At 70.3% G+C, this 22,963-nt stretch carries 16 protein-coding genes; 8 read left to right on the forward strand and 8 right to left on the reverse strand.

The features are described from left to right. Window positions 1-4: 4 nt before the first annotated feature. From ACQP1K_RS01625 to ACQP1K_RS01635, 3 genes are all read right to left on the reverse strand, one after another. Window positions 5-4,519, reverse strand: coding sequence for an HAD-IC family P-type ATPase (locus ACQP1K_RS01625; RefSeq protein ID WP_433499082.1), 4,515 nt, complete (start codon window positions 4,517-4,519; stop codon window positions 5-7). Between the two features lie 681 nt (window positions 4,520-5,200). Continuing rightward, on the reverse strand, window positions 5,201-6,064 hold the full coding sequence (locus ACQP1K_RS01630; protein ID WP_433499083.1) for an SAM-dependent methyltransferase: 864 nt from the start codon (window positions 6,062-6,064) through the stop codon (window positions 5,201-5,203). A 257-nt stretch (window positions 6,065-6,321) separates the two neighbouring features. Next, window positions 6,322-7,491: an ROK family protein gene (locus tag ACQP1K_RS01635; RefSeq protein WP_433499084.1), complete on the reverse strand. Its 1,170-nt coding sequence runs from the start codon at window positions 7,489-7,491 to the stop codon at window positions 6,322-6,324. 74 nt (window positions 7,492-7,565) lie between these two features. On the opposite strand from ACQP1K_RS01635, the gene xylA reads away from it, so the two are divergent. The 5 genes from xylA (at window position 7,566) to ACQP1K_RS01660 (ending at window position 13,919) form a co-directional block, all read left to right on the forward strand. Continuing rightward, window positions 7,566-8,711 carry a xylose isomerase gene (gene xylA, locus ACQP1K_RS01640; protein ID WP_433499085.1) on the forward strand — a complete coding sequence of 382 codons (1,146 nt, stop codon included), beginning with the start codon at window positions 7,566-7,568 and terminating at the stop codon, window positions 8,709-8,711. Between the two features lie 11 nt (window positions 8,712-8,722). Next, window positions 8,723-10,111, forward strand: coding sequence for a xylulokinase (gene xylB / locus ACQP1K_RS01645; protein ID WP_433499086.1), 1,389 nt, complete (start codon window positions 8,723-8,725; stop codon window positions 10,109-10,111). A gap of 157 nt (window positions 10,112-10,268) precedes the next feature. Then, window positions 10,269-11,039, forward strand: a complete 771-nt coding sequence (locus ACQP1K_RS01650; protein ID WP_433499087.1) for a DUF998 domain-containing protein — start codon at window positions 10,269-10,271, stop codon at window positions 11,037-11,039. Between the two features lie 157 nt (window positions 11,040-11,196). Further along, window positions 11,197-11,745 (forward strand): TetR/AcrR family transcriptional regulator, encoded by a 549-nt coding sequence (locus ACQP1K_RS01655; protein ID WP_433499088.1) that lies wholly within the window; start codon window positions 11,197-11,199, stop codon window positions 11,743-11,745. Between the two features lie 26 nt (window positions 11,746-11,771). Further along, window positions 11,772-13,919 carry an MMPL family transporter gene (locus ACQP1K_RS01660; protein ID WP_433499089.1) on the forward strand — a complete coding sequence of 716 codons (2,148 nt, stop codon included), beginning with the start codon at window positions 11,772-11,774 and terminating at the stop codon, window positions 13,917-13,919. Window positions 13,920-14,314: 395 nt separating this feature from the next. Here ACQP1K_RS01660 and ACQP1K_RS01665 read toward each other — a convergent pair whose 3' ends face one another. The 4 genes from ACQP1K_RS01665 to ACQP1K_RS01680 are packed head-to-tail and all read right to left on the reverse strand — an operon-like array spanning window position 14,315 to window position 18,167. Beyond that, window positions 14,315-14,890: a GTP-binding protein gene (locus tag ACQP1K_RS01665; RefSeq protein ID WP_433499090.1), complete on the reverse strand. Its 576-nt coding sequence runs from the start codon at window positions 14,888-14,890 to the stop codon at window positions 14,315-14,317. After that, entirely contained in the window at window positions 14,871-15,239 is a 369-nt protein-coding gene (locus ACQP1K_RS01670; RefSeq protein ID WP_433499091.1) for a DUF742 domain-containing protein, read from the reverse strand. The genes ACQP1K_RS01665 and ACQP1K_RS01670 overlap by 20 nt, the downstream gene beginning before the upstream one ends. A gap of 13 nt (window positions 15,240-15,252) precedes the next feature. Then, window positions 15,253-15,660 carry a roadblock/LC7 domain-containing protein gene (locus tag ACQP1K_RS01675; RefSeq protein ID WP_433499092.1) on the reverse strand — a complete coding sequence of 136 codons (408 nt, stop codon included), beginning with the start codon at window positions 15,658-15,660 and terminating at the stop codon, window positions 15,253-15,255. Beyond that, complete coding sequence (locus ACQP1K_RS01680) at window positions 15,657-18,167, reverse strand: nitrate- and nitrite sensing domain-containing protein (RefSeq protein ID WP_433499093.1); 2,511 nt, start codon at window positions 18,165-18,167, stop codon at window positions 15,657-15,659. The genes ACQP1K_RS01675 and ACQP1K_RS01680 overlap by 4 nt, the downstream gene beginning before the upstream one ends. A 264-nt stretch (window positions 18,168-18,431) precedes the next feature. On the opposite strand from ACQP1K_RS01680, the gene ACQP1K_RS01685 reads away from it, so the two are divergent. The 3 genes from ACQP1K_RS01685 (at window position 18,432) to ACQP1K_RS01695 (ending at window position 21,306) form a co-directional block, all read left to right on the forward strand. Continuing rightward, window positions 18,432-19,247: an SDR family NAD(P)-dependent oxidoreductase gene (locus ACQP1K_RS01685; protein WP_433499094.1), complete on the forward strand. Its 816-nt coding sequence runs from the start codon at window positions 18,432-18,434 to the stop codon at window positions 19,245-19,247. 332 nt (window positions 19,248-19,579) lie between these two features. After that, window positions 19,580-19,780 (forward strand): hypothetical protein, encoded by a 201-nt coding sequence (locus ACQP1K_RS01690; protein WP_433499095.1) that lies wholly within the window; start codon window positions 19,580-19,582, stop codon window positions 19,778-19,780. A gap of 38 nt (window positions 19,781-19,818) precedes the next feature. Next, entirely contained in the window at window positions 19,819-21,306 is a 1,488-nt protein-coding gene (locus tag ACQP1K_RS01695) for an SPFH domain-containing protein (RefSeq protein ID WP_433499096.1), read from the forward strand. A 74-nt stretch (window positions 21,307-21,380) separates the two neighbouring features. On the opposite strand, the gene ACQP1K_RS01700 is transcribed toward ACQP1K_RS01695, so the two are convergent. Further along, on the reverse strand, window positions 21,381-22,922 hold the full coding sequence (locus tag ACQP1K_RS01700) for an MDR family MFS transporter (protein ID WP_433499097.1): 1,542 nt from the start codon (window positions 22,920-22,922) through the stop codon (window positions 21,381-21,383). Window positions 22,923-22,963 lie beyond the last annotated feature (41 nt).

A 22,963-nucleotide genomic window follows, 5' to 3' on the forward strand; every position in this document is an offset into this window, starting at 1 on the left:
TACGTCAGGCGGAGGCGAGCGGCGCCCCTTCCGCCACCGGGAAGGCCATCACCGGGGCGGCCGGGACGGTAGTGGTCGTGGTCGTACGCGCCGGGGCGGCGGTGGCCGCCGCCGCCCGGCTGCGCCCCTGTACGGCCGCGCCGATGGCCGTCGCCGCGATGGCGCTGCCGAGGCCGATGGTCCAGCCCACCGGTCCAAGGGGCCGGCAGCCGAAGAAGGAGCTGACCACGGGCATGGAGACGATCACGCCCAGGACGGCCAGGGACGACAGCGCGGCCACCGTGACGAGCCTGTCCCGGCCGCCGCCCACGAGCGTCTGCAGGAGTTGCGCCGCCACGAGCGCGACCAGGCCGATCGTGTCGGCCCGCCCCCGCGTGCCGGTCACCCGGCCCGCCAGCCACGCCGTCGTGGCCGCGCTCGCCGTGACGACGGCGCGCAGATAGATGTCGCGGGTCAGCGACGCCCCCAGGGACGCCTCGGGGCCCTCGGCCAGCAGCCGCTCCGGATCGGTCGCGGCCGGCGGCCGTACGGCGACCGCCATGGCGGGCGCCATGTCGGTGAGCAGGTTGACCAGCAGGAGCTGGCGGGCGTTCAGCGCGCTGCGCCCGGCGAGCAGGCTGGACCCGACGGTGAAGAGGATCTCCCCGATGTTGCCGCCGAGGAGGATGCTCAGCGAGTCGCGTACCGAGCCCCACATGGCCCGGCCCTCGACGATCGCGTCCACGATGGTCTCGATCCGGTCGTCGGTGACCACGAGGTCGGCCGCGCCCCGGGCGGCGGGGGTGGCCTGGGAACCGAGGGCGATGCCCACCTCGGCCATCCGGATCGCCGGGGCGTCGTTGGCGCCGTCACCGGTCACGGCGACGACCTCCCCGGCCTCACGCAGGCAGTTGACGATCCGCGCCTTGTGGGCCGGGGTGGCCCGGGCGAAGACCGCGACGTCGGGCAGCACCTTGGTCAGCGTCTCGTCGTCGATCGCGTCCAGCTCCGGCCCCGTCATGATCCGCCTGCCGTTGAGCGTGTCGAGCTCTACGGCGATGGCCTCGGCGGTGCTCGGGTGGTCGCCGGTGACCATGATGATCCGGACTCCGGCCCGGACCAGCCGTCCGACGCTCTGCGCCGCTGTCACACGCACCGGGTCGGCCAGACCGAGGAAACCCAGGAAGCACAGGTCGTCGATGCGGGACTCGTCCAGGTCGCGCCGGTCGGAAGCGGCGCGCTGCGCGACGGCCAGCACCCGGTAGCCCTGCCGGGCCAGCCGGTCCACCTCCCGCTCCAGCTCCTGCCGGATGTTCTCGTCGCAGGGGACCTCCACCGAGTCCCGCAGCACCTTCGTGCAGTGGGTGAGCACGATCTCGGGGGCGCCCTTCACGCTCAGCAGGTGCCCCTGCTCGGTACGGCCCAGCACGGCGTGGTAGCTCCGGCCGGGCTCGAACGGCATCTCCGCGACCCGCTCCCAGGTCGTCAGCCCCTCGGCCGGGGTGACGCCCAGCCGCCGCGCCCCGCGGAGTACGGCACGGTCGGTCGGGTGGGCGATCACCCGGTCGGTGTCCGGCCCGGACTCCCGGCCCCGTGATTCGGACCGGGGGCTCGCCCGGACGGCGGCGGCGAGGACGCGCCGCAGCCGCTCGTCCGGCGTGTCGACCGGCTGGCCGATCCATCCGTCCGACAGGTACTGCAGGCTGATGCGCCCCTCGGTGAGCGTCCCGGTCTTGTCGAAGCACAGCACGTTGACCCGGCCGAGCGCCTCGATCGTGGACGGGTTGCGCACGAGCGCCGCCCGCTTCGAGAGCCGCCGTGCCGCCGCCAGCTCCGCGACCGTGGCGATGAACGGAAGCCCCTCTGGCACGGCGGCGACCATGAGGCTGACGGCGGGCGTCAGCGCGGCGGCCGGGGGTCTGCCGCGGAGCAGATCGACGGCCAGGAGCAGGGCCCCCGCCCCGATCGACAGCGGCAGGATCCGCCGGCTCAGCGCACGCAGCCGCAGCTCCACTCCGGTGGGCGGACTCGGCTCCCGGGCGAGCCGCGCGCTGCGCCCGGCCTCGGTCATGTCACCGGTCGCGACGATCACCGCTCGTCCGCTGCCGGCCGCGACCGTCGTGCCCTGATAGACCATGGAGTGGCGGTCGGCGACGGCGGCCGCGACGGTCGGCGCCGCCGTCTTCGTGACGAGCTGCGACTCCCCGGTCAGCGTCGACTCGTCGACCTCCAGGCCCACCGCCCTGATGACGCGTGCGTCGGCGGGTACGGCGTCGCCGGCGCGCAGCTCGATCACGTCGCCGGGGGCGAGGTCCTCGGTGCCGGCCTCGACCGTGCCCTCCGGCCGGCGTAGCCGTACGTGAATCGCGCTGGCCTCGGTGAGGTTGTGCAGCGCACGGTCGGCCTTGAACCGCTGCACGCCGCCGAAGAACGCGTCGATCACCATCACGCTGCTGATCATCACCGCGTCCAGGGCCGAGCCGACGAGCGCGGAGATGCCGGCCCCGGCGGCCAGGGCGGGGGTGAGCGGGTTGGCCAGCTCCTCGATCGTGGCCCTGGCCAGCGAGTGCGGCCTCTCGGCCTCCTCGTCCGGCCGCGCCTCGGCCCGGCGATGTACGGCTTCCGCCTCGTCGAGCCCGTCCGGCGAGGACCCGAGCCGGGACAGGACCTCCTTCGTGGACATCGCGTGCCAGGGCGTGGCGTCCACGGGCACCGGCGCGGGCAGCCGTCCCGCCGCCCGTCCCGACCACTCGCCCAGCACGATGGCGGCCGCGGAGATGACGCCGTTGATCAGGGTCGCCCGGCTCAGCGACTTCGCCTCCGGGCCGACGAACGCGAACAGGCCGCCGACGATCGCGCCGGCGATGCCGAGCCGTACGCCGCGCCTGCTGGTGCTCACCGCGCGGGGCAGACAGCTCAGGAACAGGTGCACTCCGTGTGATTCCCCGGCGACGTCCGCGTCCCACGGCACGAGGCCCTTGGCGTCGGTGACACCGACGCCGATGTCGGCCTGGGCGAGCGCGTGAGAGGCCCTTCTGGACACCACGGCGACGCAGTGGCCGGCCGCCTGCAGGTCGTACACATGCCGGGCCAGGTCGTCGCCGCCGGGCAGCGTCCGCCCGATCGCCAGCCGCTGCGCGAGCCCCGCGTCGCCGCCGGCGAGCAGCACGGTGCCCGCGGTCTTGGCTGCCGCGACGATGGCCACGGCGAGTGGGTCGATCTCCCTGGCCAGGCCCACGACGGCGATCGGCGTGTCGTTCCTGCGCACCTCGACGACGCGCAGCTCGCGTTCGCGCCACGTCGGCGCGGCGCCGGCGAGCCGGTCGGCCGTCTCACCGGAGTCGGAGTCATGCGCATCGGTGACGAGCTCGCCGAGATCGGCCAGCGGCCGTACCGACCAGCCCTCGCCGCTCGTCCAGGAGGCGGACGGATCGGAGAAATCGATCAGCGTGTAGAGGTGGGCGTACAGCTCGTCGGTGTCCACCCCGTCGACTAGGGGCTCGACCCGGTCGATCGTCCATGCGCCCGTGGTCAGCGCGTCCGCGTCGAGGATCACCGTGTCGACGCGGTCCATCTTGCGCAGTGCCTCGGCGTCGAGGACGACCGTGTCGCGTCCGCCGAGCGCACGGCCGATGGCCCCGGAGAACGCGTCCCTGCTCAGATCGGCCACCTTGGGGGTGGTGGAGATCAGTACGGCCAGGGCGCGCCGACCGCCCCGGGTGGCGATCCGGGTGACGCCGTAGGCCGCGACCGCCGCGGGGCTGAGCACGTCCGCGTACCGCTCGATCGGCCCGTGCGGCAGGGGGCGGGGCCTCGGCCGGGTGACCGGCCTGATGTGCCGGTACGCCCCTGGCGTACGGGCCAGCCGCTCCTCGAGCAGCTCCCAGGCGCACCGTCCGGCTTTGGCCTCCACATAACGGGCGAGCGAGGCCAGGGACTGCACGACCAGGCCGACGGGCCGCAGCGTGAGCGTCTGGGTGATCAGGCCGACGGTGGTGAACAGGGCGTCCGTGGGGCCCCGCCCCAGACGGCGATCGAGATCCTCGCGGATCGCCGGGGTGACGTTCACCAGTTGGACCAGGGCGGGCACGGCGGCGGGGAGCCGCGGCAGCCGTACGGCACGGGCCGCGAAGATCAGCCCGAGCGCGGTCACACCGGAGGCGAACCGGATCGTCGCGCGGGCGTGCTCCTCGACCAGGCGGACCCGTGACTCGTGCGCGTGCTCCTCCTGCGCGTCGAGCTCCGCGGTGATCTCCAGCAGCCGGTCCCGGTCGACGGCGTCGGGGTCGCACGCCACGAAGACGCAGCCGAGGCGGCCGTTGACCTCGGCGTGTTCGACGCCCGGCAGTCCGCCGAGGCGGTCCTCGAGCCGCTCGGCGGCGCCTTCCGTGCCGGGCCCGCCGATCCCGTTCAGGTCGATGCGCAGACCACCCGGGCAGACGACCAGGTCTCGGGGGCAGGGGAAGACGTCTCTGAGGGGCGCGGGCAGGACGCCGCGCAGCAGCGTGGCCGACGTCGTGAGCACCTGGGTCAGGATCATCGTTTCGCTCTCCAGTAGAGGTAGCCCGGACAGAAGGACCAGTGGGAACGCCGACAGGGGAAAGCGCCGCCGCTACGCGGTGATCGACGTTTCCGCGGCGGTGTCATCCCGGGTTCCGTCCGGTTGGAGAGCACGGACGACCTTCGCGGCCGGTCGTCCGATCACTCGGATGCATGCCATGTCCCCTCCTCGTGCGAGTCGGGGGGGTTGCCTGAGCTATGTCGTGTCCGGCGGATCACGCCCTGCTCGGCACGGGCGGCATTCGCCGGACACTCCCTGGTGATCGACTCTCTGGTCACGCCGGAGATGACCCAACTCCGGCGTGTCGTTCATGTGGTGTTATAGCCGTTCCTGGCGCTATGGCCGTTCCTGATACTTTCCGGCATCCACCAGGCGGAAACCCCCACCCCCACCCTCCCCCTCGTGATCTTGTAGTTGCTCGCAGAGAGGCCGCCTGACCTGGGGGTTTGATTGCCGTGATCTTGCAGATAATCGCATCGATGTCCCCTGAGCAGGGCAAATACTCTTCGTGATCTTGCATTGCAAGATCACGAACGGTTGGGTCGCAGGTCATACCCAAGGTGAGCGAGTTTCTGCAAGATCACGGTAGGTGTTCTTCCCCGTCATGGCGCGCGTGTGCAAGCAACTACAAGATCACGGGGGAGGTTAAGGGGGAGAGGGTCAGGGGTTGCGGGCGACGCCGCCGACGAAGGTGTGGTACGTGATGCCTCGCTCGACGGGTTCGTCCGGCTCGGGCCGCCACTCGGCCAGCGGCACCAGGCCGGGGTCGAGCAGCTTCCAGTCCCCGAAATAGGCCATGATCTCGTCATGGCTGCGCCACCGGCCGGTGCCGAGGTTCTGATTGAACAGCTTCTCCGCCTGGTGGGCCTGTGCCGACACCTCGGGACGGGTGGGACCGGGGTTGTGGAAGTGCGAGATCACCAGGTGGCTCCCGCTGGGTAGCAGGGCACGCAGCCGCGCGGCGATCCCGCCCGGGTCCTCCTCGTCGTTCAGGTGGTGCAGAATGCCCAGGAGCAGCAGCCCGACAGGCTGGTCGAAGTCGATGAGCCGCCGGGTCTCGGGGCGGCTCAGGAGATCTTCCGGCTGGCGGATGTCGCCCTGGATGACCGTCGTGGAGTCGTCCTTGGCGAGCAGCGCCCTGCCGTGGACGAGCACGATGGGGTCGATGTCCGCGTAGACGACCTTCGAGCCGGGGGCGACGGCCTGGGCGACCTCGTGCACGTTGCCCTGGGTGGGCAGCCCGGAGCCGATGTCGAGGAACTGCCGGATGCCGACCTCGCCGGCCAGGTGCCGTACGGCCCGCCTGAGGAACCCGCGGTTGGCCCGGGCCGCGGCCGGAGCGTCGGGTGCGATCTTGAGGGCCATCTCCGCCACGTGGCGGTCGACCGCGAAGTTGTCCTTGCCCCCGAGCATGAAGTCGTAGACGCGGGAGATGCTCGGTGTGGTGCTGTCGACGCCGGGAACGGGGCGGTCCTGTCCGCCCTCGGAGCCGGTCCGGTCTGTCGCGCTTTCATCGTCGGCCATGGTCGTCCCTCATCTCGCCTCGCCGGGTCGCCGGAGATCATGATAAGTCGGTAACTGTCGGTCTAACGGGCGAATTCGACGAACATCATGACTGGCGCGGTAAACGGAATTCAGAACCCGCCGACCGTCCGTTCAGGCGTCCGGCCATCCTTTCCGGCGTTCGAATGGCGTTCGGGTGGCGTTCGGAAGGCGTTCCGTCAGGGGTGCGGTCAGGGACACGAGGACATGTCCTGCCAGGGGTACGACGAGGTGTTTCGTCAGGGGTGCAGCGCGGCGGCGGGGTCGGCTATCACCTGCCGGATCACCTGACCGGCGGCGCCCAGGGCGGCGGCCTCCGTGCCGAGCCGGGACACGACGACGGGTGGTACGGCCCCGCGCATCTGACCGAGGTGGGCGGCGAGTGTCCCGGTGACCGTGTCGGCGAGCCACGGAAAGAGCCGCGCGAAGATCCCGCCGAGGACGATCGTGTCCGGGTCGACGAGGTTGACCGCCGAGGACAGGGCGACGCCGAGCGCCCAGCCCGCACGCTCGCAGGCCGTCATGGCGCGGGAGTCCGTGGCCTCCAGCAGGGAGATCAGTTCCGCGAGGTCCGCGACGGCCGCGGCCGTGAGCAGGGCGTCCTGTCCGGCGTACCGTTCGAGGCACCCTCTCGCGCCGCAGCGGCAGAGCGGGCCGTCGGGGGAGACGGCGACGTGGCCGAGCTCACCGGCGAAGCCGCGTGCGCCCCGGAACAGCCGGCCCTGCACCACCAGGCCGGCCCCGATGCCGATCTCGCCTGAGACGTACAGGAAGTCCGGCGGGCCGGCCCCGAACCACAGCTCGCCGAGCGCGGCCAGGTTGGCCTCGTTCTCCACCCGGACCGGAATCGGCAGCCGCAGCAGCTCCGCCACCGGCACCTCGCGCCAGCCGAGGTTCGGCGCGTTGTGGACGAAACCGGTGGACAGATCCACAGGTCCGGGCACCGCCAGGACGCCGCCGACCACGTGGAGTCCTGTATCCACAGCCTCATCCACAGCCTTGGCCGCCAAATCGCCTAGTCTCGCGATCACGTCCACAGGCTGGGCGGCGCGGTTGTCCACAGCCTGTGTACGGCGCAGCCGTACCGAACGGGCGAGATCGACGACGCGCACCGAGAGATAGTCGACGTTGATCTCGAGACCGATGGCGGCGACCCGGTCGCCGCTGATCCGCACCTCCATGCCCGGCCTGCCGCGTTCGCCGTCCCGAACGGTCCCCGCCTCGACCACGAGCCCGGCCTCGATCAGGTCGGCCACGAGCTTGGACACCGTCGTCTTGGTCAGCCCGGTGATATCGGCGAGCGCCGCGCGCGTGAGCGAGCCTCTCGCCTCGACCTCGCCGAGGACGAGCGCGAGATTGCGCGCACGCATCGCGTCATGCCGTACGGCCCGCCCTGTGGCCTGCGTCATCAGGTTGCCCCCTTGACCTATCCGGCTGCGCGTCCGATATTAGTCCACAACGTAGACTAAATCGGAGGCGCTCCATGTACACCCCCACTCCCGAGGACCGGTTCACGTTCGGGTTGTGGACCGTCGGATGGCAGGCGCGCGACCCCTTCGGCGACGCCACCCGGGCTCCGCTCGACCCGGTCGAGTCCGTGCACCGCCTCGCCGAACTCGGTGCGTACGGTGTGACATTCCACGATGACGACCTCCTCGCCGTCGAGTCCGACCGGGCCAAGGCGATCGAGAACTTCAAGAAGGCCCTGAGCGAGACCGGCCTCAAGGTGCCGATGGCGACCACCAACCTGTTCACCCACCCCGTGTTCAAGGACGGCGGCTTCACCAGCAACGACCGCGACGTCCGCCGCTACGCGCTGCGGAAGGTCATGCGCAATCTCGACCTCGCCGCCGAACTGGGCGCGACGACCTACGTGTGCTGGGGTGGCAGGGAGGGCGCCGAGTCCGATGCCGCCAAGGACGTCAGGGCCGCCCTCGACCGCTACAAGGAGGCCCTCGACGTCCTCTGCCGGTACGTCATCGACAAGGGCTACGACATCCGCTTCGCCCTGGAGCCGAAGCCGAACGAGCCGCGCGGCGACATCCTGCTGCCGACCATCGGCCACGCCCTCGCCTTCATCAACGGGCTCGAACACCCCGAGCGGGTGGGCCTCAACCCCGAGGTCGGCCACGAGCAGATGGCCGGGCTCAACTTCGTGCACGGCATCGCCCAGGCGCTGTGGCACGGCAAGCTCTTCCACATCGACCTGAACGGTCAGAACGGCATCAAGTACGACCAGGACCTGATCTTCGGCCACGGCGACCTGAAGAGCGCGTTCTTCCTGGTCGACCTCCTGGAGAACGGCGGCTACGAGGGCCCACGCCACTTCGACTACAAGCCGCTCAGGACCGACGACAGCGAGGACGTGTGGGCGTCGGCCGCCGCCAACATGCGGACCTACCTGATCCTCAAGGAGAAGTCCAAGGCGTTCCGCGCCGACCCGGAGGTCCAGGAGGCGCTCACCGCCAGCCGGGTCACCGAGCTCGCCCAGCCGACCCTGGGCGAGGGTGAGAGCATCGACGACCTGCTCGCCGAGTCCATCGACGTGGAGGCGGCGGCCCAGCGCGGCTTCCACTTCACCAGGCTGAACCAGCTCGCCCTGGAGCACCTGCTCGGCGTGCGCGGCTGAGGAGGGGCGTCGTGACGTTGGTCGCCGGGGTCGACTCCTCGACCCAGAGCTGCAAGGTCGTGATCCGCGACGCGGAGAGCGGGGCCCTCGTACGAGAGGGCCGGGCACGTCATCCCGACGGTGTCGAGGTCCACCCCGACCACTGGTGGACGGCCCTTCAGACGGCGATCGAGGAGGCGGGCGGCATCGACGACGTCGCGGCCCTCGGCGTCGCCGCCCAGCAGCACGGCATGGTCTGCCTCGACGAGGACGGCGAGGTCGTGCGGCCCGCCCTGCTGTGGAACGACACCAGGTCGGCGAAGGCCGCGGCCGATCTGGTGACCGAGCTCGGCGGCCCGGACAGGTGGGCCGAGGCCGTCGGCAGCGTCCCGGTGGCCTCGTTCACGGTCACCAAGCTGCGCTGGCTGGCCGAGCACGAGCCCGACAACGCGCGGCGCACGCGCACGGTGTGCCTGCCGCACGACTGGCTCACCTGGCGCCTGGCCGGCCGGCCCGCCGTGATCACGACCGATCGCGGCGACGCCTCCGGCACCGGCTACTGGTCGCCCATCACCGGGACCTACCGGCCCGACCTGCTCGAACTCGCCCTGGGCGGCACCACCACCCCCGAGGTGCCCCGCGTGCTCGGCCCGACGGAACAGGCGGGCACGGCACGGGTGGGGACGGCGGGCGATCTGCTGCTGGCCCCGGGCACCGGGGACAACATGGGGGCGTCGCTGGGCGTCGGGATGCGGCCGGGCGACGTCGTCGTCTCCATCGGCACGTCCGGTACGGCCTTCGCCGTCGTGGACACGCCGTACCGCGACGCCTCCGGCCTGGTCGCCGGGTTCGCCGACGCGACGGGACGTTATCTCCCGCTCGTCGCCACGATGAACGCGGCCAGGGTGCTCGAGGCGACGGCCCGCATGCTCGGCGTCACATATGACAGGCTCAGCGAGCTCGCCCTGCAGGCTCCGCCCGGTGCCGACGGGCTGGTGCTCGTGCCGTACCTGGAGGGCGAGCGCACGCCGAACCTGCCCGAGGCGACCGGTTCACTGCACGGGCTCACCCCGTCGACGACCACCCCGGCGCACCTGGCCAGGGCGGCGGTCGAGGGCATGCTGTGCGGCCTGGCCGACGCCCTCGACGCGCTCGGGCTGGAGCCCGCCCGGGTGCTGCTCATCGGCGGCGGCGCCCGCTCGGAGGCCGTGCGCCGCATCGCGCCCGCCGTCTTCGGCCGGCCGGTGCTCGTGCCGGAGCCCGGGGAGTACGTCGCCGACGGGGCGGCGCGACAGGCGGCGTGGCTGCTCGCCGGCGGGTCGGAGCCCCCGGCGTGGAAGACGGGAGAGACCGCGAGCTACGAGGCGGAGCCCGCGATCGGTCTACGCGACCGTTATCGGGAGACCGCCGCTCGCGCCTGAGCCGGGACGGCCGCTTCATCGCATTTCAGGGGGTGCGGTGAGGCGGCCGTCTCTCCATCGGCGTACGGCGACCCTGAGATGACCCTGACGTGGCATCGGGGATGATTACGCGTTGTCCCGGATACCGTCGCCGTGCCGTACGGATGACCATTGGAACATGGTCAAGAGGCTTTATCCCGTGGTCGCCGGCGGCGGCATCCTGGTCGCGTCGATCTCAGTCGTCGCGGCTCAGCTGAACGGGACGGCCGCGCTGGATCCGGTCGCGGCGTCGCTCACCGAGCACGCGGCGGCCGACGGCGGCGTGATCAGGTGGGCGCTGGGGACGCTCGGCCTGGCCTCGCTGGCGCTGCTCGCCGGAATGCGTGCCGTACGGGCGCCCATCGACGGCTGGCCCGCGCGGCTGATGGGCGTCTGGGCCTGGGTGTTGATCGCCGCGGCGGTCGTGCCCGCGGTACGGCTCGGCCTGACCTGGACCGCCGGGGCCGGCCGTTTCCTGTCGTCGGCCGCTCTGGTCTGCGTACCGATGGCGGCGGCGCAGATGGTGGGCCGGTTCGAAGGGGACGAGCGGTGGCGGGGGATCGCTCGTCCCCTCGAATGGCTCGCGCTCGCGGCGGGGCTCGGCCTGGCCGCCCTCACTTACGTGGCCCTTCCCGGCCACGGCGTCATGATCGGGCTGGTGGAGCGACTGCTGCTCACGGTCGAGGTGATGATCCTCGCGCTGCTCGCCTGGCAGCTGCTGCGCCTGACCTACGGCCCTGCCGTACGGACCCTGTCCGGCAGCCTGTCGGCCGGCCGGCTCTCGTACGTGCGCTTCCTGACCTACCAGGGCTCGCCGTGGTCGAGGAGGCGCGCGAGCCGTACCGAATGGGTGCCGGAATCGAGCCCCCTGCTCTCCGCCCAGGCGTCGTCGTGCCAGGTCCGGAGGTGACGCGGATGGGCGTCGCCGATCACGCTCACCACGTCGCCTCCGATGCCCTGCGTCCGCATCCGGGTGATCAGCTCCAGCGCTCCCGATAGGTCCGGCACGGCCGGCGAAACTGTCCGATCGGTCAGAACTGGCCGATCGGACAGTTATCGTTGGGTTCATGGCACGTTCCGCTACCGCGATGCGCGAGGAGATCCTGGAGTCGGCGGCCCGGCTGTTCGCCACCCGAGGGTTCCAGGGCACGTCTCTGCAGGACATCGCCTCGGATGTGGGCTGCGCCAAGGCGTCGTTGCTGTACCACTTCAGGAACAAAGACGCGATCTTGGCTGAGCTGCTCGCGCCCGCGGGGCGGGAGCTGGCCGAGCTCGCGGAGCGCCTCGCGCCGCTGGACGGCGACGAGGCCGCCCGAGCGGCGGTCGCCGGACTCGTCGAACTGTCGCTGGGCTTCCGGCGGCAGGTCAAGATCCTCCTGCAGGACGTCGACACCATGATCAATCGCCCCGAGCTGCCGGGCCTGAACGAGAGCATCGAGCGGCTGGTCGATTCGCTGGCCGGCCGTTCCGATACCCCGGAAGCCCGGGTGCGGGGCTGGATGGCGCTGGTGGCCATCCCTCTGACGACCGCCACCGGCCTCCCCGTGCCCGATGAGACGCTGCGCGCCGAGCTGACCCGTGGCGCGCTGCGTACGCTCGACCGCCCCCTCGACTGACCTCTTGAGAAAGAGACCCCGTACCCATGGCAACCTTGCTGTACCGGCTGGGCCGGTTCTCCTTCCACAGGCGGGGGCGTGTCGCCGCCGTGTGGCTGCTGTTGCTGGCGCTGCTGGGCGGGGCGGTCGCCGCCTTCAGCGGCTCGACCACCGACAAGTTCGTCATGCCCGGCACCGAGTCGCAGCGGGCTCTGGACGCGCTCGCCAAGGAGTTCCCGCAGGCCAGCGGTGCCACCGGCACCATCGTCATCGCCGCACCCGAGGGCCGCAAGCTGGACCCGGCCGCCGTCGCGCCCGTGATGAAGGAGGCCGCGGAGATCCCCGGCGTCCTCGCGGCCATGGACCCGTTCCAGACCGGCGCCGTCTCAGCCGACGGCCGCTACGCCCTGGTCCAGGTGCAGTTCGAAGGCAGGCTGGCGGACATCACCGACGCCCAGCGCGACGCGTACCTGAAGGCCGGCTCCGGCGTGAGCGAGCTGCGGGTGGAGCACGGCGGCGAGGTGATGACCACCGCGCCCGAAGTGGGCGGGTCTGAAGGCATCGGCGTCCTGATCGCCGCCGTGGTGCTGATCGTCACCTTCGGCTCGCTGGTGGCCGCCGGCATGACGCTGTTGAACGCGCTGATCGGGGTCGGCGTCGGCATGGCCGGCCTGTACGCGCTCAGCGGCGTCGTCGAGCTGACCTCCGTCACGCCGGTGCTGGCGCTGATGCTCGGCCTGGCCGTCGGCATCGACTATTCGCTGTTCATCACCTCCCGCTACCGCCAGTTCGTGGCCGAGGGCATGGATCCCGGTGAGGCCGCCGGGCGGGCGACCGGCACCGCCGGATCGGCCGTGGTCTTCGCCGGAGCCACCGTGGTGATCGCGCTCGCCGGGCTGTCGATCGTCGGCATCCCGTTCCTGAGCACCATGGGTCTGGCCGCCGCAGGCACCGTGGCCGTCGCCGTGCTGGTCGCCATCACCCTGCTGCCCGCCTTCCTGTCGTACGGCGGCGCCCGCGTGCTGCCGCGCAAGCAGCGCAACGGCGGAGGTACGGACGCGGACCGCGAGGGCTTCGGCTACACCTGGGCGCGGATCGTCACCCGGCTGCGCGTGCCGATCCTGCTGGCCGGGGTCGTCGCCCTGGGCGCGCTGACGCTGCCGGCCCAGGATCTGCGCCTGGCCCTTCCCGACACCGGATCCGCCGCTCCGGGCTCCGCCGAGCGCAGGGCGTACGACCTGACCAGCGAAGGGTTCGGCGAAGGCTTCAACGCCCGCCTGATCGCCGTGGTCTCCGCCGCCGACGCGCAGACCACCACGGCGGCAGCGGGTCAGGCCGCCCAGCTGATCCAGCGGACCGAGGGCGTGCTGGCCGTCACTCCGCCACAGCCCAACGCCACGGGTACGACAGTGCTGCTGACCATCATCCCGAAGGCCGGCCCCACCGACGCGGCCACCGAGAACGCCGTACACGACATCCGCGCCGAGGTCGCCGCCATCGAAGGCGCGGAGATCGCGGTGACGGGCGCGACCGCCGTCGGCATCGACGTCTCCGACAAACTCGCCGACGCCATGCCGGTATACCTGCTGCTGGTGGTCGGCCTGTCGGTGCTGCTGCTGATGCTGGTCTTCCGCTCGATCCTGGTGCCGATCAAGGCGGCGCTGGGCTTTCTGCTCACGGTCGGCTCGACCTTCGGCATCACGGTGGCGATCTTCCAGCAGGGCCACCTCGCCGATCTGGTCGGCCTGGACGTGCCGGGCCCGCTGGTCAGCTTCCTGCCGATCCTGCTGATCGGCATCCTGTTCGGGCTGGCCATGGACTACGAGGTGTTCCTGGTCTCGCGGATGCGCGAGGACTTCGTCCATGGCGACACCGCTCAGCAGGCCACGATCAGCGGCATGGGGCACAACGCCAGGGTCGTCACCGCCGCTGCACTGATCATGGCCGCCGTGTTCGGCGGGTTCGTGTTCATGGATGACCCGATCATCAAGTCCATGGGCTTCGCACTGGCCATCGGCGTGCTCATCGACGCCTTCGTGGTCCGCATGACCCTGGTTCCGGCGGTGATGTCCATGCTCGGGCGCGTGGCCTGGTGGCTGCCGCGTCCCCTGGACCGGGCGCTGCCCAACCTCGACGTCGAGGGTGAACGCCTGCGCCGGCACCTCGCGGACGAGCAGGCACTCGAAGCGGTGTGAAGGGCGACGGAGTGAGGAGCTGATCCCGAGCCGCGGTGGCCGTCTCGCCGGACCTCAGACCAACGGAGAGGGGTTGCCCGGGGCCTGCGCCGGCGGCGGATCGATCGCCGAGACATCCGCCTGGACTCCGCCGCGGCTTTCGCGCCGGCGATGTCGGCCGGTGCCGCACGACCGGCCCCGACCGCCGGGCCTTCACCTACATCGGCCCCTCACGCCCCGGGACACGTGGCGTACGGCCGTTCGGGTTCGAGAGGACCGCCGTCAGGGCCCCCTCCCCGCAAGGGGGAAGGGGTGAGTGCATCCTGAGGGGCCGCACCCGCTGAACGGTCGACGGCCCCCTTTAGAGGAAGGGTCTCCCGCGGGGCGAGGACTTCGCGGCGAAACACAGGCGGAGGCTACCGCTGCGCGGCGGTCAGCATCTTGAGCGCGTGCTCGACGAGCGTGACGAGCACGACCTTGGCGGAGGCGCGTCGCCGTACGTCACAGAGCAGCACGGGTACGTCGGGATCGAGGTCGAGAGCGATCCGTACGTCGTCGGGCTCATGGGTCTCGGCGCCGTCGAAGCAGTTCACGGCGACGATGAAGGGGGTGCCGCGCTGCTCGAAATAGTCGATCGACGGAAAACAGTCCGTGAGGCGACGGGTGTCGGCCAGCACGACCGCCCCCAGGGCCCCGTAGGACAGCTCGTCCCACATGAACCAGAAACGTTCCTGGCCGGGCGTGCCGAACAGGTAGACCACCAGGCCTTCCCTGATGGTGATCCGGCCGAAGTCCATCGCCACGGTCGTGGTGGTCTTGCCCTCCACGCCGTCGGTGTCGTCCACGCCGACGCCGCGATCGGACAGCACCTCCTCGGTGCGCAGCGGGCGGATCTCGCTGATCGCCCCGACCAGCGTGGTCTTTCCGACACCGAATCCGCCGGCCACGAGGATCTTGAGGGCGACCGGCTCCTCAGAGGGCGCGAAGGCCATTGATCACTTCCTTGAGAATGCGCTCGCTGGGCAGCGGCGCCACCTTGACCGGTGACCGTACGTTGATCAGTCCCAGGTCGTGGAGATCCCCGAGTAGTACGCGGACCACGCCGAGCGGCAGGTCCACCTCGGACGCGATGTCCGCCACCGAGGCACCGTGGTCGGCGATCTCCAGGATTCGCCGCTGTTCGGGCCCGATGCTCGAGTCGTCCCTCGTCGGGTCGTGGGTGGCGGTAACCATGGCGATGAGGTCGAAGTTGTCGCCGGAGGACCGGGTGCGGCCTCCCGTCAGCGCGTACAGCCGGACGAACTGGCCGGCCTCTTCGTCAATCCACGTGGGTTCCGTCATGTGGCCTGCCGTCTCACGGAGAGATCCGCCGGGGGTTCGTCGAGATGTGCTGGCCGACACGCTTGACGAGCATGGCCATCTCGTACGCGATGTGGCCGACGTCCGCGTCGGAGTCCGCGAGCACGGCCAGGCAGGTGCCCTGACCGGCCGCCGTCACGAACAGGAACGCGGACTCCATCTCGACGATCGTCTGCCGGACCTCGCCGCCTCCGAAGTGGCGTCCCGCACCGCGCGCCAGGCTCTGGAAGCCGGCGGCGACCGCGGACAGGTGCTCCGCGTCCTCTCGGCTCAGCCCCTGGGAGGCTCCAACGACGAGGCCGTCGGTGGAGAGGATCACTGCCTGTCGTACGGCGGCGACCCTGCTGATGAGATCGTCGAGCAGCCAGTTGAGTTCGCCGGTCGACGTCGCTTTGCCGGTCATTCTTCACCTTTCTCGCCGTGCGTGTTCCGTGGCCGGTCGCCGGGTGTGCCGTCGTCCGGCTGCTCCGACTCCTCGCGGCCGCGCTGTGCGCCCCGCTGGATCGCGGAGAGCATCGCCCTGGCCTCCTCCGGGGAGCGGCTGTCGGGGGCCGTGTCCGGGGTCGGCGCCGCCAGCGGTGGCTGGCCTCGGAGTTGCGGCGCGATGCTGGCCTGGCGCACCCGGCGTGGTAATCCGGCATGCGTGCCGTTCGCGATGGACCCTCTCACCGGCTGGGAGCTGTTCCCGGCCGATCCATTCTGACGGATATCGTCCGGCTTCAAACCCTTCTGTTCCGGCTCATTGTGCCTGACGGAGGCATGCTCCGGAACGCCCAAGCCGGAACCCGCCGCCCCGAAATCCGCCGCCCCGAAATCTTGCGACTCGGAATCTCGCGACTCGGAATCCGGCGACCGGGAATCCGTTCGAGGTCCGGGGTAACGGGAGGTGGGGTCGTGGGAACTCTGTTCGTCCAGGTCGTCTCTGATGGCAGAGGGCACGGCCTCGGTCCGCAGCGAGGCGGGAGTGAAGAACGGTGAGGACTCGGCGTCGGTCCGCTCCCCGTCGGGGTACTCGTCCCGTCGTTCGCCGTGGTTGAGCGTGGCCCTCGTGCGAGCGCCGCGCACTCGGCGGGAGCTCGGTGCCTCCACGACGTGAGCGGTGGGCGGAAGGGAGGCGGTCGACGTGGAAGCGACCGGGACATGCTCGGCCGATCCGCTGATCGTCGGCGGGGTCCTGTCGTCGGCCAGCAGGGTACGCGGGACGAGCACGATCGCGGTCGTTCCGCCGTACGGCGAACTGCGCAGGATCACGTTGATTCCGTACCGACCGGCGAGCTGACTGACGACGAACAGGCCGAGCCTGTCGCTGTCCGCCGGGTCGAACTCGGGAGGGTCGGCCAGCCGTCTGTTGATCTCGTCGTACTTCTCCGGCTCCAGCCCCAGACCGCGGTCCTCGATCTCGAGCACCAGCCCGTTGGCGACGACCTCGCCGCGCACCTGCACCTTCGTCTGCGGTGGCGAGAAGACCGCCGCGTTCTCCATCAGCTCCGCGATCAGGTGCACGATGTCGGCCACCGTGGCGCCGGTGATGGAAGCGTCCGGCATCGGCATCAACGAGATGCGGGTGTAGTCCTCGACCTCGGCGATCGCGGCGCGTACGACGTCGATGACCGGCACGGGCTTGCGCCAGGCCCGGCCGGGAGCGGAGCCGGACAGGATGATGAGGCTCTCCGCGTGGCGGCGCATCCGGGTCGTCAGATGGTCCAGCCGGAACAGTTCTCGCAGGGCATCCGGATCGTCGGTACGGCGCTGCATCGTGTCGAGCAGGGTGAGCTGGCGGTGCAGCAGGCCCTGGTTTCGCCGGGCCAGGTTGAGGAAGACCTGGCTGACGCCCTTGCGTAGGTTGGCCTGGCCGACCGCGGCCTCGACGGCGGTCCGCTGCACCGAGGCGAAGGCGTGGGCGACGTCCTCGACCTCGAGTGATCCGCCCGCGCGGATGGGCGGCGCCTCGGCCGCGACGTCGACGTCCTCGCCCTGCTTGAGCTTCGCGACGACTCGTGGCAGTCGTACGTCGGCGAGGTCGAGCGCGGCGTCCCGCAGATCAGCGAGATCGCGGGCGAGGCGGCGGCCGAACCGTACCGAGAAGACGATGGTGATGGAGATCGCGATGAGGCCGAGGCCGCCGGCGATCAGGATGCGGGTCATGATCCCGCCCGCTGTGGAGGTGGACTCCACGTTGAGCGCCTCGGTCGCCGAGGCGCGGGCGGAGTCGAGCTCCGAGGTGATGTGCTGGACCGTGGCCTGCCACTTGTCCGTTTCCGCCGGCAGGGGACCACCCGAGCGCACCTGGTTGACGATCAGGTTTTCGAGGTCGGAGAAACGGGCGAACATCGGGGAGCCGAGCACTCTCTCGTACGGCGCCCGCATCTCGCCGCTCAGGACCGACCGGTTCTTCCGATAGAGGAAGCGGCGGGTGGCGACCCACTCGCTGAAGGCGTTCTGCTCCTCCTGCGTCAGCCGTTCGCTGACGAGGGCCCCCCGGATCAGGGCGTCCTCGCGAGCGATCATCTCGTACGCGTTGCCCATGCCCTGCATCGCGCCGGCCTGTTGGAAGATGGCCAGGTCCGGGACGGAGACGAGCCTCTCGTACAGGACGAACAGCTGGTCCATCAGTCCGTTGTAGCCGTCGATGGCCTGCAGCCGATTGAACCGGCCCGTCGCGATCGCCTCACGGATGAAGGACAGGCGTTCGAACGAGTCGAGCACCGAGTCGAGGGTGGTGTCGAGCTCCTCGCCGACCGATCCGCGGACGTCCTCGTCGTCGGCGGTTCCGACGAACTTGTCGAGCGACTCGGTGGTCTTCTTCTGCTGCGTGCTGAGCTCGGCCGAGATGTTCTGGCCGGAGCTGAGTAACTTGGCGGTGATGGCACGCTCGGCCTGCAGTTGCAGCCCGAGATCGGTGGAGGTCACGCCGAGGGTGTCGTACAGGATCTTCGCCCTATAAAGGGCTAAGCCATCACCAACCGTCAGTCTTAGGACAAACCCCCACATAGCGCTCAGCATCAGTAGGGGGAGGAGCAGCAGCAGAAAGATCTTGAACCGAATCGACCGGTTTCTCGAACCCATGGCCACTCCTGCATTGCTGGAGGCTCGCGCGCATTTGGGGAAATGCACCTCCGGAAGATCGCACAGAAGGCTAGCACCGATACAGTTCTGGCGCATTGGGAGGATCTGATGAATACTGTGATCACTGGGGCGAGTGCCGGAATCGGTGCAGTTGCCGCCCTTGATCTCGCGAAGCAGGGACACCGACTTGTGCTCGTCGGCCGGGACCGGACCAGGCTGGCCGGGGTGGCCGAGCGTGTCGGCTCGATCACCGGGACCCCGGCGGACACCCTGGTGGCCGACTTCGCCTCCCTCGATCAGGTGCGACGACTGGCGCGGGAGCTGCTCGACCGCTGCCCGCGGATCGACGTCCTGATCAACAACGCGGGCCTCATGGCGGGTAAGCGCCAGATCACCGAGGACGGCAACGAGTTGATCATGCAGGTCAACCACTTCGCACCGTTCCTGCTGACCAACCTGCTGATCGACCGGTTGCGGGCGTGCTCGGCCCGGGTCGTCACCACCTCGTCCCGGGCGGCGAGGGCCGGTCGCCTCGATCCCGCGGACCTGTCGCGGGAGCGGCGCCGCTGGAACGGGTGGCTGCAGTACGCGGATTCCAAGCAGGCCAACGCGTTGTTCACGGTGTCACTGGCCGGGCACGGCCTGGCCGCGACCTGCCTGCACCCGGGCGTGCTGCGGACCGGGTTCGCGGCGGACACCTTCTATATGCGACTGGTCACCCGGCTGCCCGGCATGTCGGAACCGGTGGAGGCCGGGGCCGCCAGGATCGTGCACCTGGCCACCGATCAGGACGGCGTCGCGCACCCGGGGCGCTACTTCGTCCGCGGCCTTCCCGTCGATGTGCCGCGCCGGATGTCCGACCCGGCGCTCGCCGAGGCCCTCTGGGAGGCCAGTCTCAACGCCACCGGCCTCGGCCGTGCCTGACGACGAAAACTCGGTAGATCGTTTAAGAACTGATATGGAACCATTATGAGAAGTCGCCCGTTATCTGAACTAGGGCGAATCGCGTACAGCGGGTGCGTCGCGGCGGACGCCGGAGGGCTTTCCTTCCGGTGCTGTCATAACGCGGTAATCCGGGGTAACGTGCGCATTTGCGGTGGACTACACGATGGGCCACATGACGGGCTGCATGACGGACCACGCCGCGGACCCCGTCGCAGGCCGCTGGGTGGGCCGCACAGGGGAACGCGCGGTGGATCGTACAATGTGCTTCACGCCGTACCGTCGGCGACGGAGCGTGATGACGGGGTGACGGTTTGATCGGCAAGCAGGGCAGGGTCACGGGCAAGATCGGCCCAGGACTTGTCGGCGAGGTGATGGTGCCGGTACGCGGTGGAGTGGAGGCGTTCTACGCCCATCCCAGCGTGCCGGACGAGGAGTTCCCCGTCGGATCGATGGTCGTCATCGTGGAGTATTCACCGCCGCGTACGGTCTACGTCGCTCGAGCGTTCGTCTGACCAGGGAGAGTCCCTATCCCCCGATCACGGAGGCGTGAATGCCGACGGAATTCCTGTTTCTGGGCGTCGCGATCGTCGTCGTCCTCTTCATCGTCATCCTGCTCTTCAAGTTGGTCTGGCGGGTCGCCGAACCCAACGAGGCGTTGATCATCTCAGGTCTCGCCGCCAGGACCAAGAACGAATTCGCCGACAGCCTCGGCTTCAAGATCGTGACCGGCAAGGGCACCGCCGTGCTGCCCGGCTTCCAGACGGCACGGCGGCTCAGGCTCGACAGCCGGGCGGCCAATCTGCAGGTGTCCTGCGTCACCCAGCAGGGCATCCCGGTCCAGGTGCGCGGAGTGGTGATCTACAAGGTCGGCGACGACTTCGTGAGCATCGCCAATGCGGCCCGGCGGTTCCTGGATCAGCAGGACTCCATGAACGATGCCATCCACGAGCTGTTCACCGGTCACCTCCGCTCGATCATCGGCAATCTGACCGTCGAGGACCTCATCCTGAACCGCGAGCGGCTCACCAGTGAGACGCGCAGTTCCGCCGCCGACGAGATGAGCAAGCTCGGCCTGGTCGTGGACTCGATGCAGATCCAGGAGATCGACGACGAGACCGGTTACATCCTCAACCTCGGCAAGCCGCATGCCGCGAAGGTCGCGGCGGCGGCCCGCATCGCCGAGGCACAGCGCGATCAGGAGGCCACCGAGGCCGAGCAGGTCGCCGCAGCCAAGAAGGCCGCGGCGATCCGTGAGTCGCAGATCCAGCAGTCCGGATATCAGGCAGAGGTCGACCAGGCCGCGGCCAAGGCCAGGCAGGCAGGTCCGCTTTCGGACGCCACCGCACGACAGGAGGTCGTGGTCCAGGAGACCAAGGCGGCCGAGCTGGAGGCACAGCTCGCCGAGCAGCGGCTGCAGTCGCAGGTGCGCAAGCCGGCCGACGCCAAGGCGTACGAGACCGTGACGCTGTCGCAGGCCGAGCGCGACGCGCGCATCGCCCAGGCCGAGGCGGAGGCCCGGGAGACCGAGCTGCGCGCTGCGGCACAGGCGTCGCAGGTGAAGCAGGCGGCGGCGGCCGAGGCGGAGTCGGTCCGGCTGCGTGGTGAGGCCGAGGCCGCGGCGACGAGGGCCACGGGTCTGAGCGAGGCCGAGGCCTCGAAGGCACGCGGGCTGGCGGAGGCCGAGGCGGCCAAGGCCAAGGGCCTGGCCGAGGCCGAGGCAATTCGCGCACGCTCGGAGGCGCTGGCCGAGAACCAGGAGGCCGTCATCGCCCAGCAGCTCGCCGAGAACTGGCCGCAGATCGTGGAGGCCGGCTCGAAGGCGTTCGGCAACGTCGACCACATGGTGGTGCTGAACGGCGCCCAGGGCATCGAGGAGATGCTCGCCAAGGCACTCACCCTCGGCGGCACCGGCCTCGGCCTGGCCAGGTCGCTGCTCGCCGGCGGCAACGGGCTGGGGATCGGCGCGAACGGCACCGAGCCCGTCACCGGGAACGGCGCCGAGCCGGTCACCAAGAACGTCATCGACGCCGCCTCGTAACGGAGTGCTCCACAGAGTGCTCTACGGCGTGCTCTGACGGCGTCGACGCGACTCGCGGCTCCGGGACCGGCCGGTCAACCGGTCCCGGAGCCGGTTTCCGCTTCGTCGTGGGGACGGCCGCTGGGCAGGAGAAGCAGCGCGCCCACGATGAGCACGGCCACGACGAGGAGCGCGAGGAAGACGTTGTGGACGGCGTCGGTCAGCGCGCCGCGGATGAAGGACAGTACGGCCGAGCCGGTCTCCGCGCCGCCCTGCCCGGTCAGCACCGAGCTCGTGGCGTCCACGCTCTTGGGCAGTTGGTCGCCGGCCACAGAGGTGGGCGGGTGGGCGAAGCGGTTGGACAGCGTCGCGTTGGAGACCGCGCCGAGTACGGCAGCGCCGACCGCGCTGCCGATCGAGCGGGAGAACATGTTGGTCGCGGTGACCACGCCGCGGCGCTCCCACCCGACGGAGGACTGAAGGGCGACCATCGTGGGACTCGACGTGAGTCCCAGACCGATGCCGACGATCAGGCACGCCACCGCGACCTGCCAGATCTGGGACTGCCGGCCGAGCAGGACGCACAGTACGGCCCCGGCCACGGTGAAGACGCTGCCGATCAGCGCCGTGTCGCGGAATCCGATGCGCATGTAGACGCGGCCCGAGAGCGTCGCGGCGAGCGGCCACCCGATGCTCATCGTGGCCAGGGTGAAGCCCGCCACCAGCGCACCGGTGCCGAGCACGCCCTCGGCGTACGTGGGCACGTAGGAACTGAGGCCGATGGTGAGCACGCCGATGCCCAGCGCGGCGAGGTTGCCGCCGGTCAGCAGGCGGTGGCGGAACACCCACAGCGGCAGAATCGGCTCGGCCGCCCGGCGTTCCACCAGGACGAAGGCGACCACTCCGCCCACGCCCGCGGCGAAGATGGCCAGGCTGACCGGAGATCCCCAGCTCCAGGCCACCCCGCCTTCCAGCAGGCCGAGGATGAGCAGGGAGGAACCGGCGGTGAGCAGCACCGCGCCCAGGTAGTCGATCCGGTGTGAGCCGCGGGTCACCCGCTCCTTGAATCGCCGGGCGAGGGTCCAGGCCGCGATGGCGCCGAGTGGAAGGTTGATGAAGAAGATCCAGCGCCAGGACACGTACTCGGAGAACACGCCGCCCAGCGTGGGGCCGACGACCGCCGAGACCCCCCACACGCTGGCCAGATATCCCTGCACCCGGGCGCGCTCCGCCACCGAGTACATGTCGCCCACCATCGTCACGCTTATGGGCTGGACCGCCCCGGCGCCGATGCCCTGGATCGCGCGGAACAGGATGAGCGTCGGCATGCTCCACGCGATGCCGCACAGCATGGACCCGAGGAGGAAGACGGCGATGCCGAAGAACATCACGGGCTTGCGTCCGAATACATCGGCGAGCTTGCCGTAGATGGGGACGGTCACCGCCTGGGTGAGCAGGTAGATCGAGAACAGCCAGGGGAACTGAGAGAACCCGCCCAGGTCGGCGACGACGGACGGCACCGCGGTGGCGATGATCGTGCTGTCCAGTGCCACCAGGGCCGTGCACAGCATGACGGCGGCCAGCACCGGCCCGCGTTCTGACCGCAGGCCGATGCCTTTCGATGTCGTCGTGGTCACGTGGAAGGCTCCCCTGAACGTTCGCGTACGTACGCGGGACC

Source organism: Sphaerimonospora sp. CA-214678, from assembly GCF_050942215.1.
In the GTDB taxonomy this organism is placed as follows: Bacteria; Actinomycetota; Actinomycetes; order Streptosporangiales; family Streptosporangiaceae; genus Sphaerimonospora.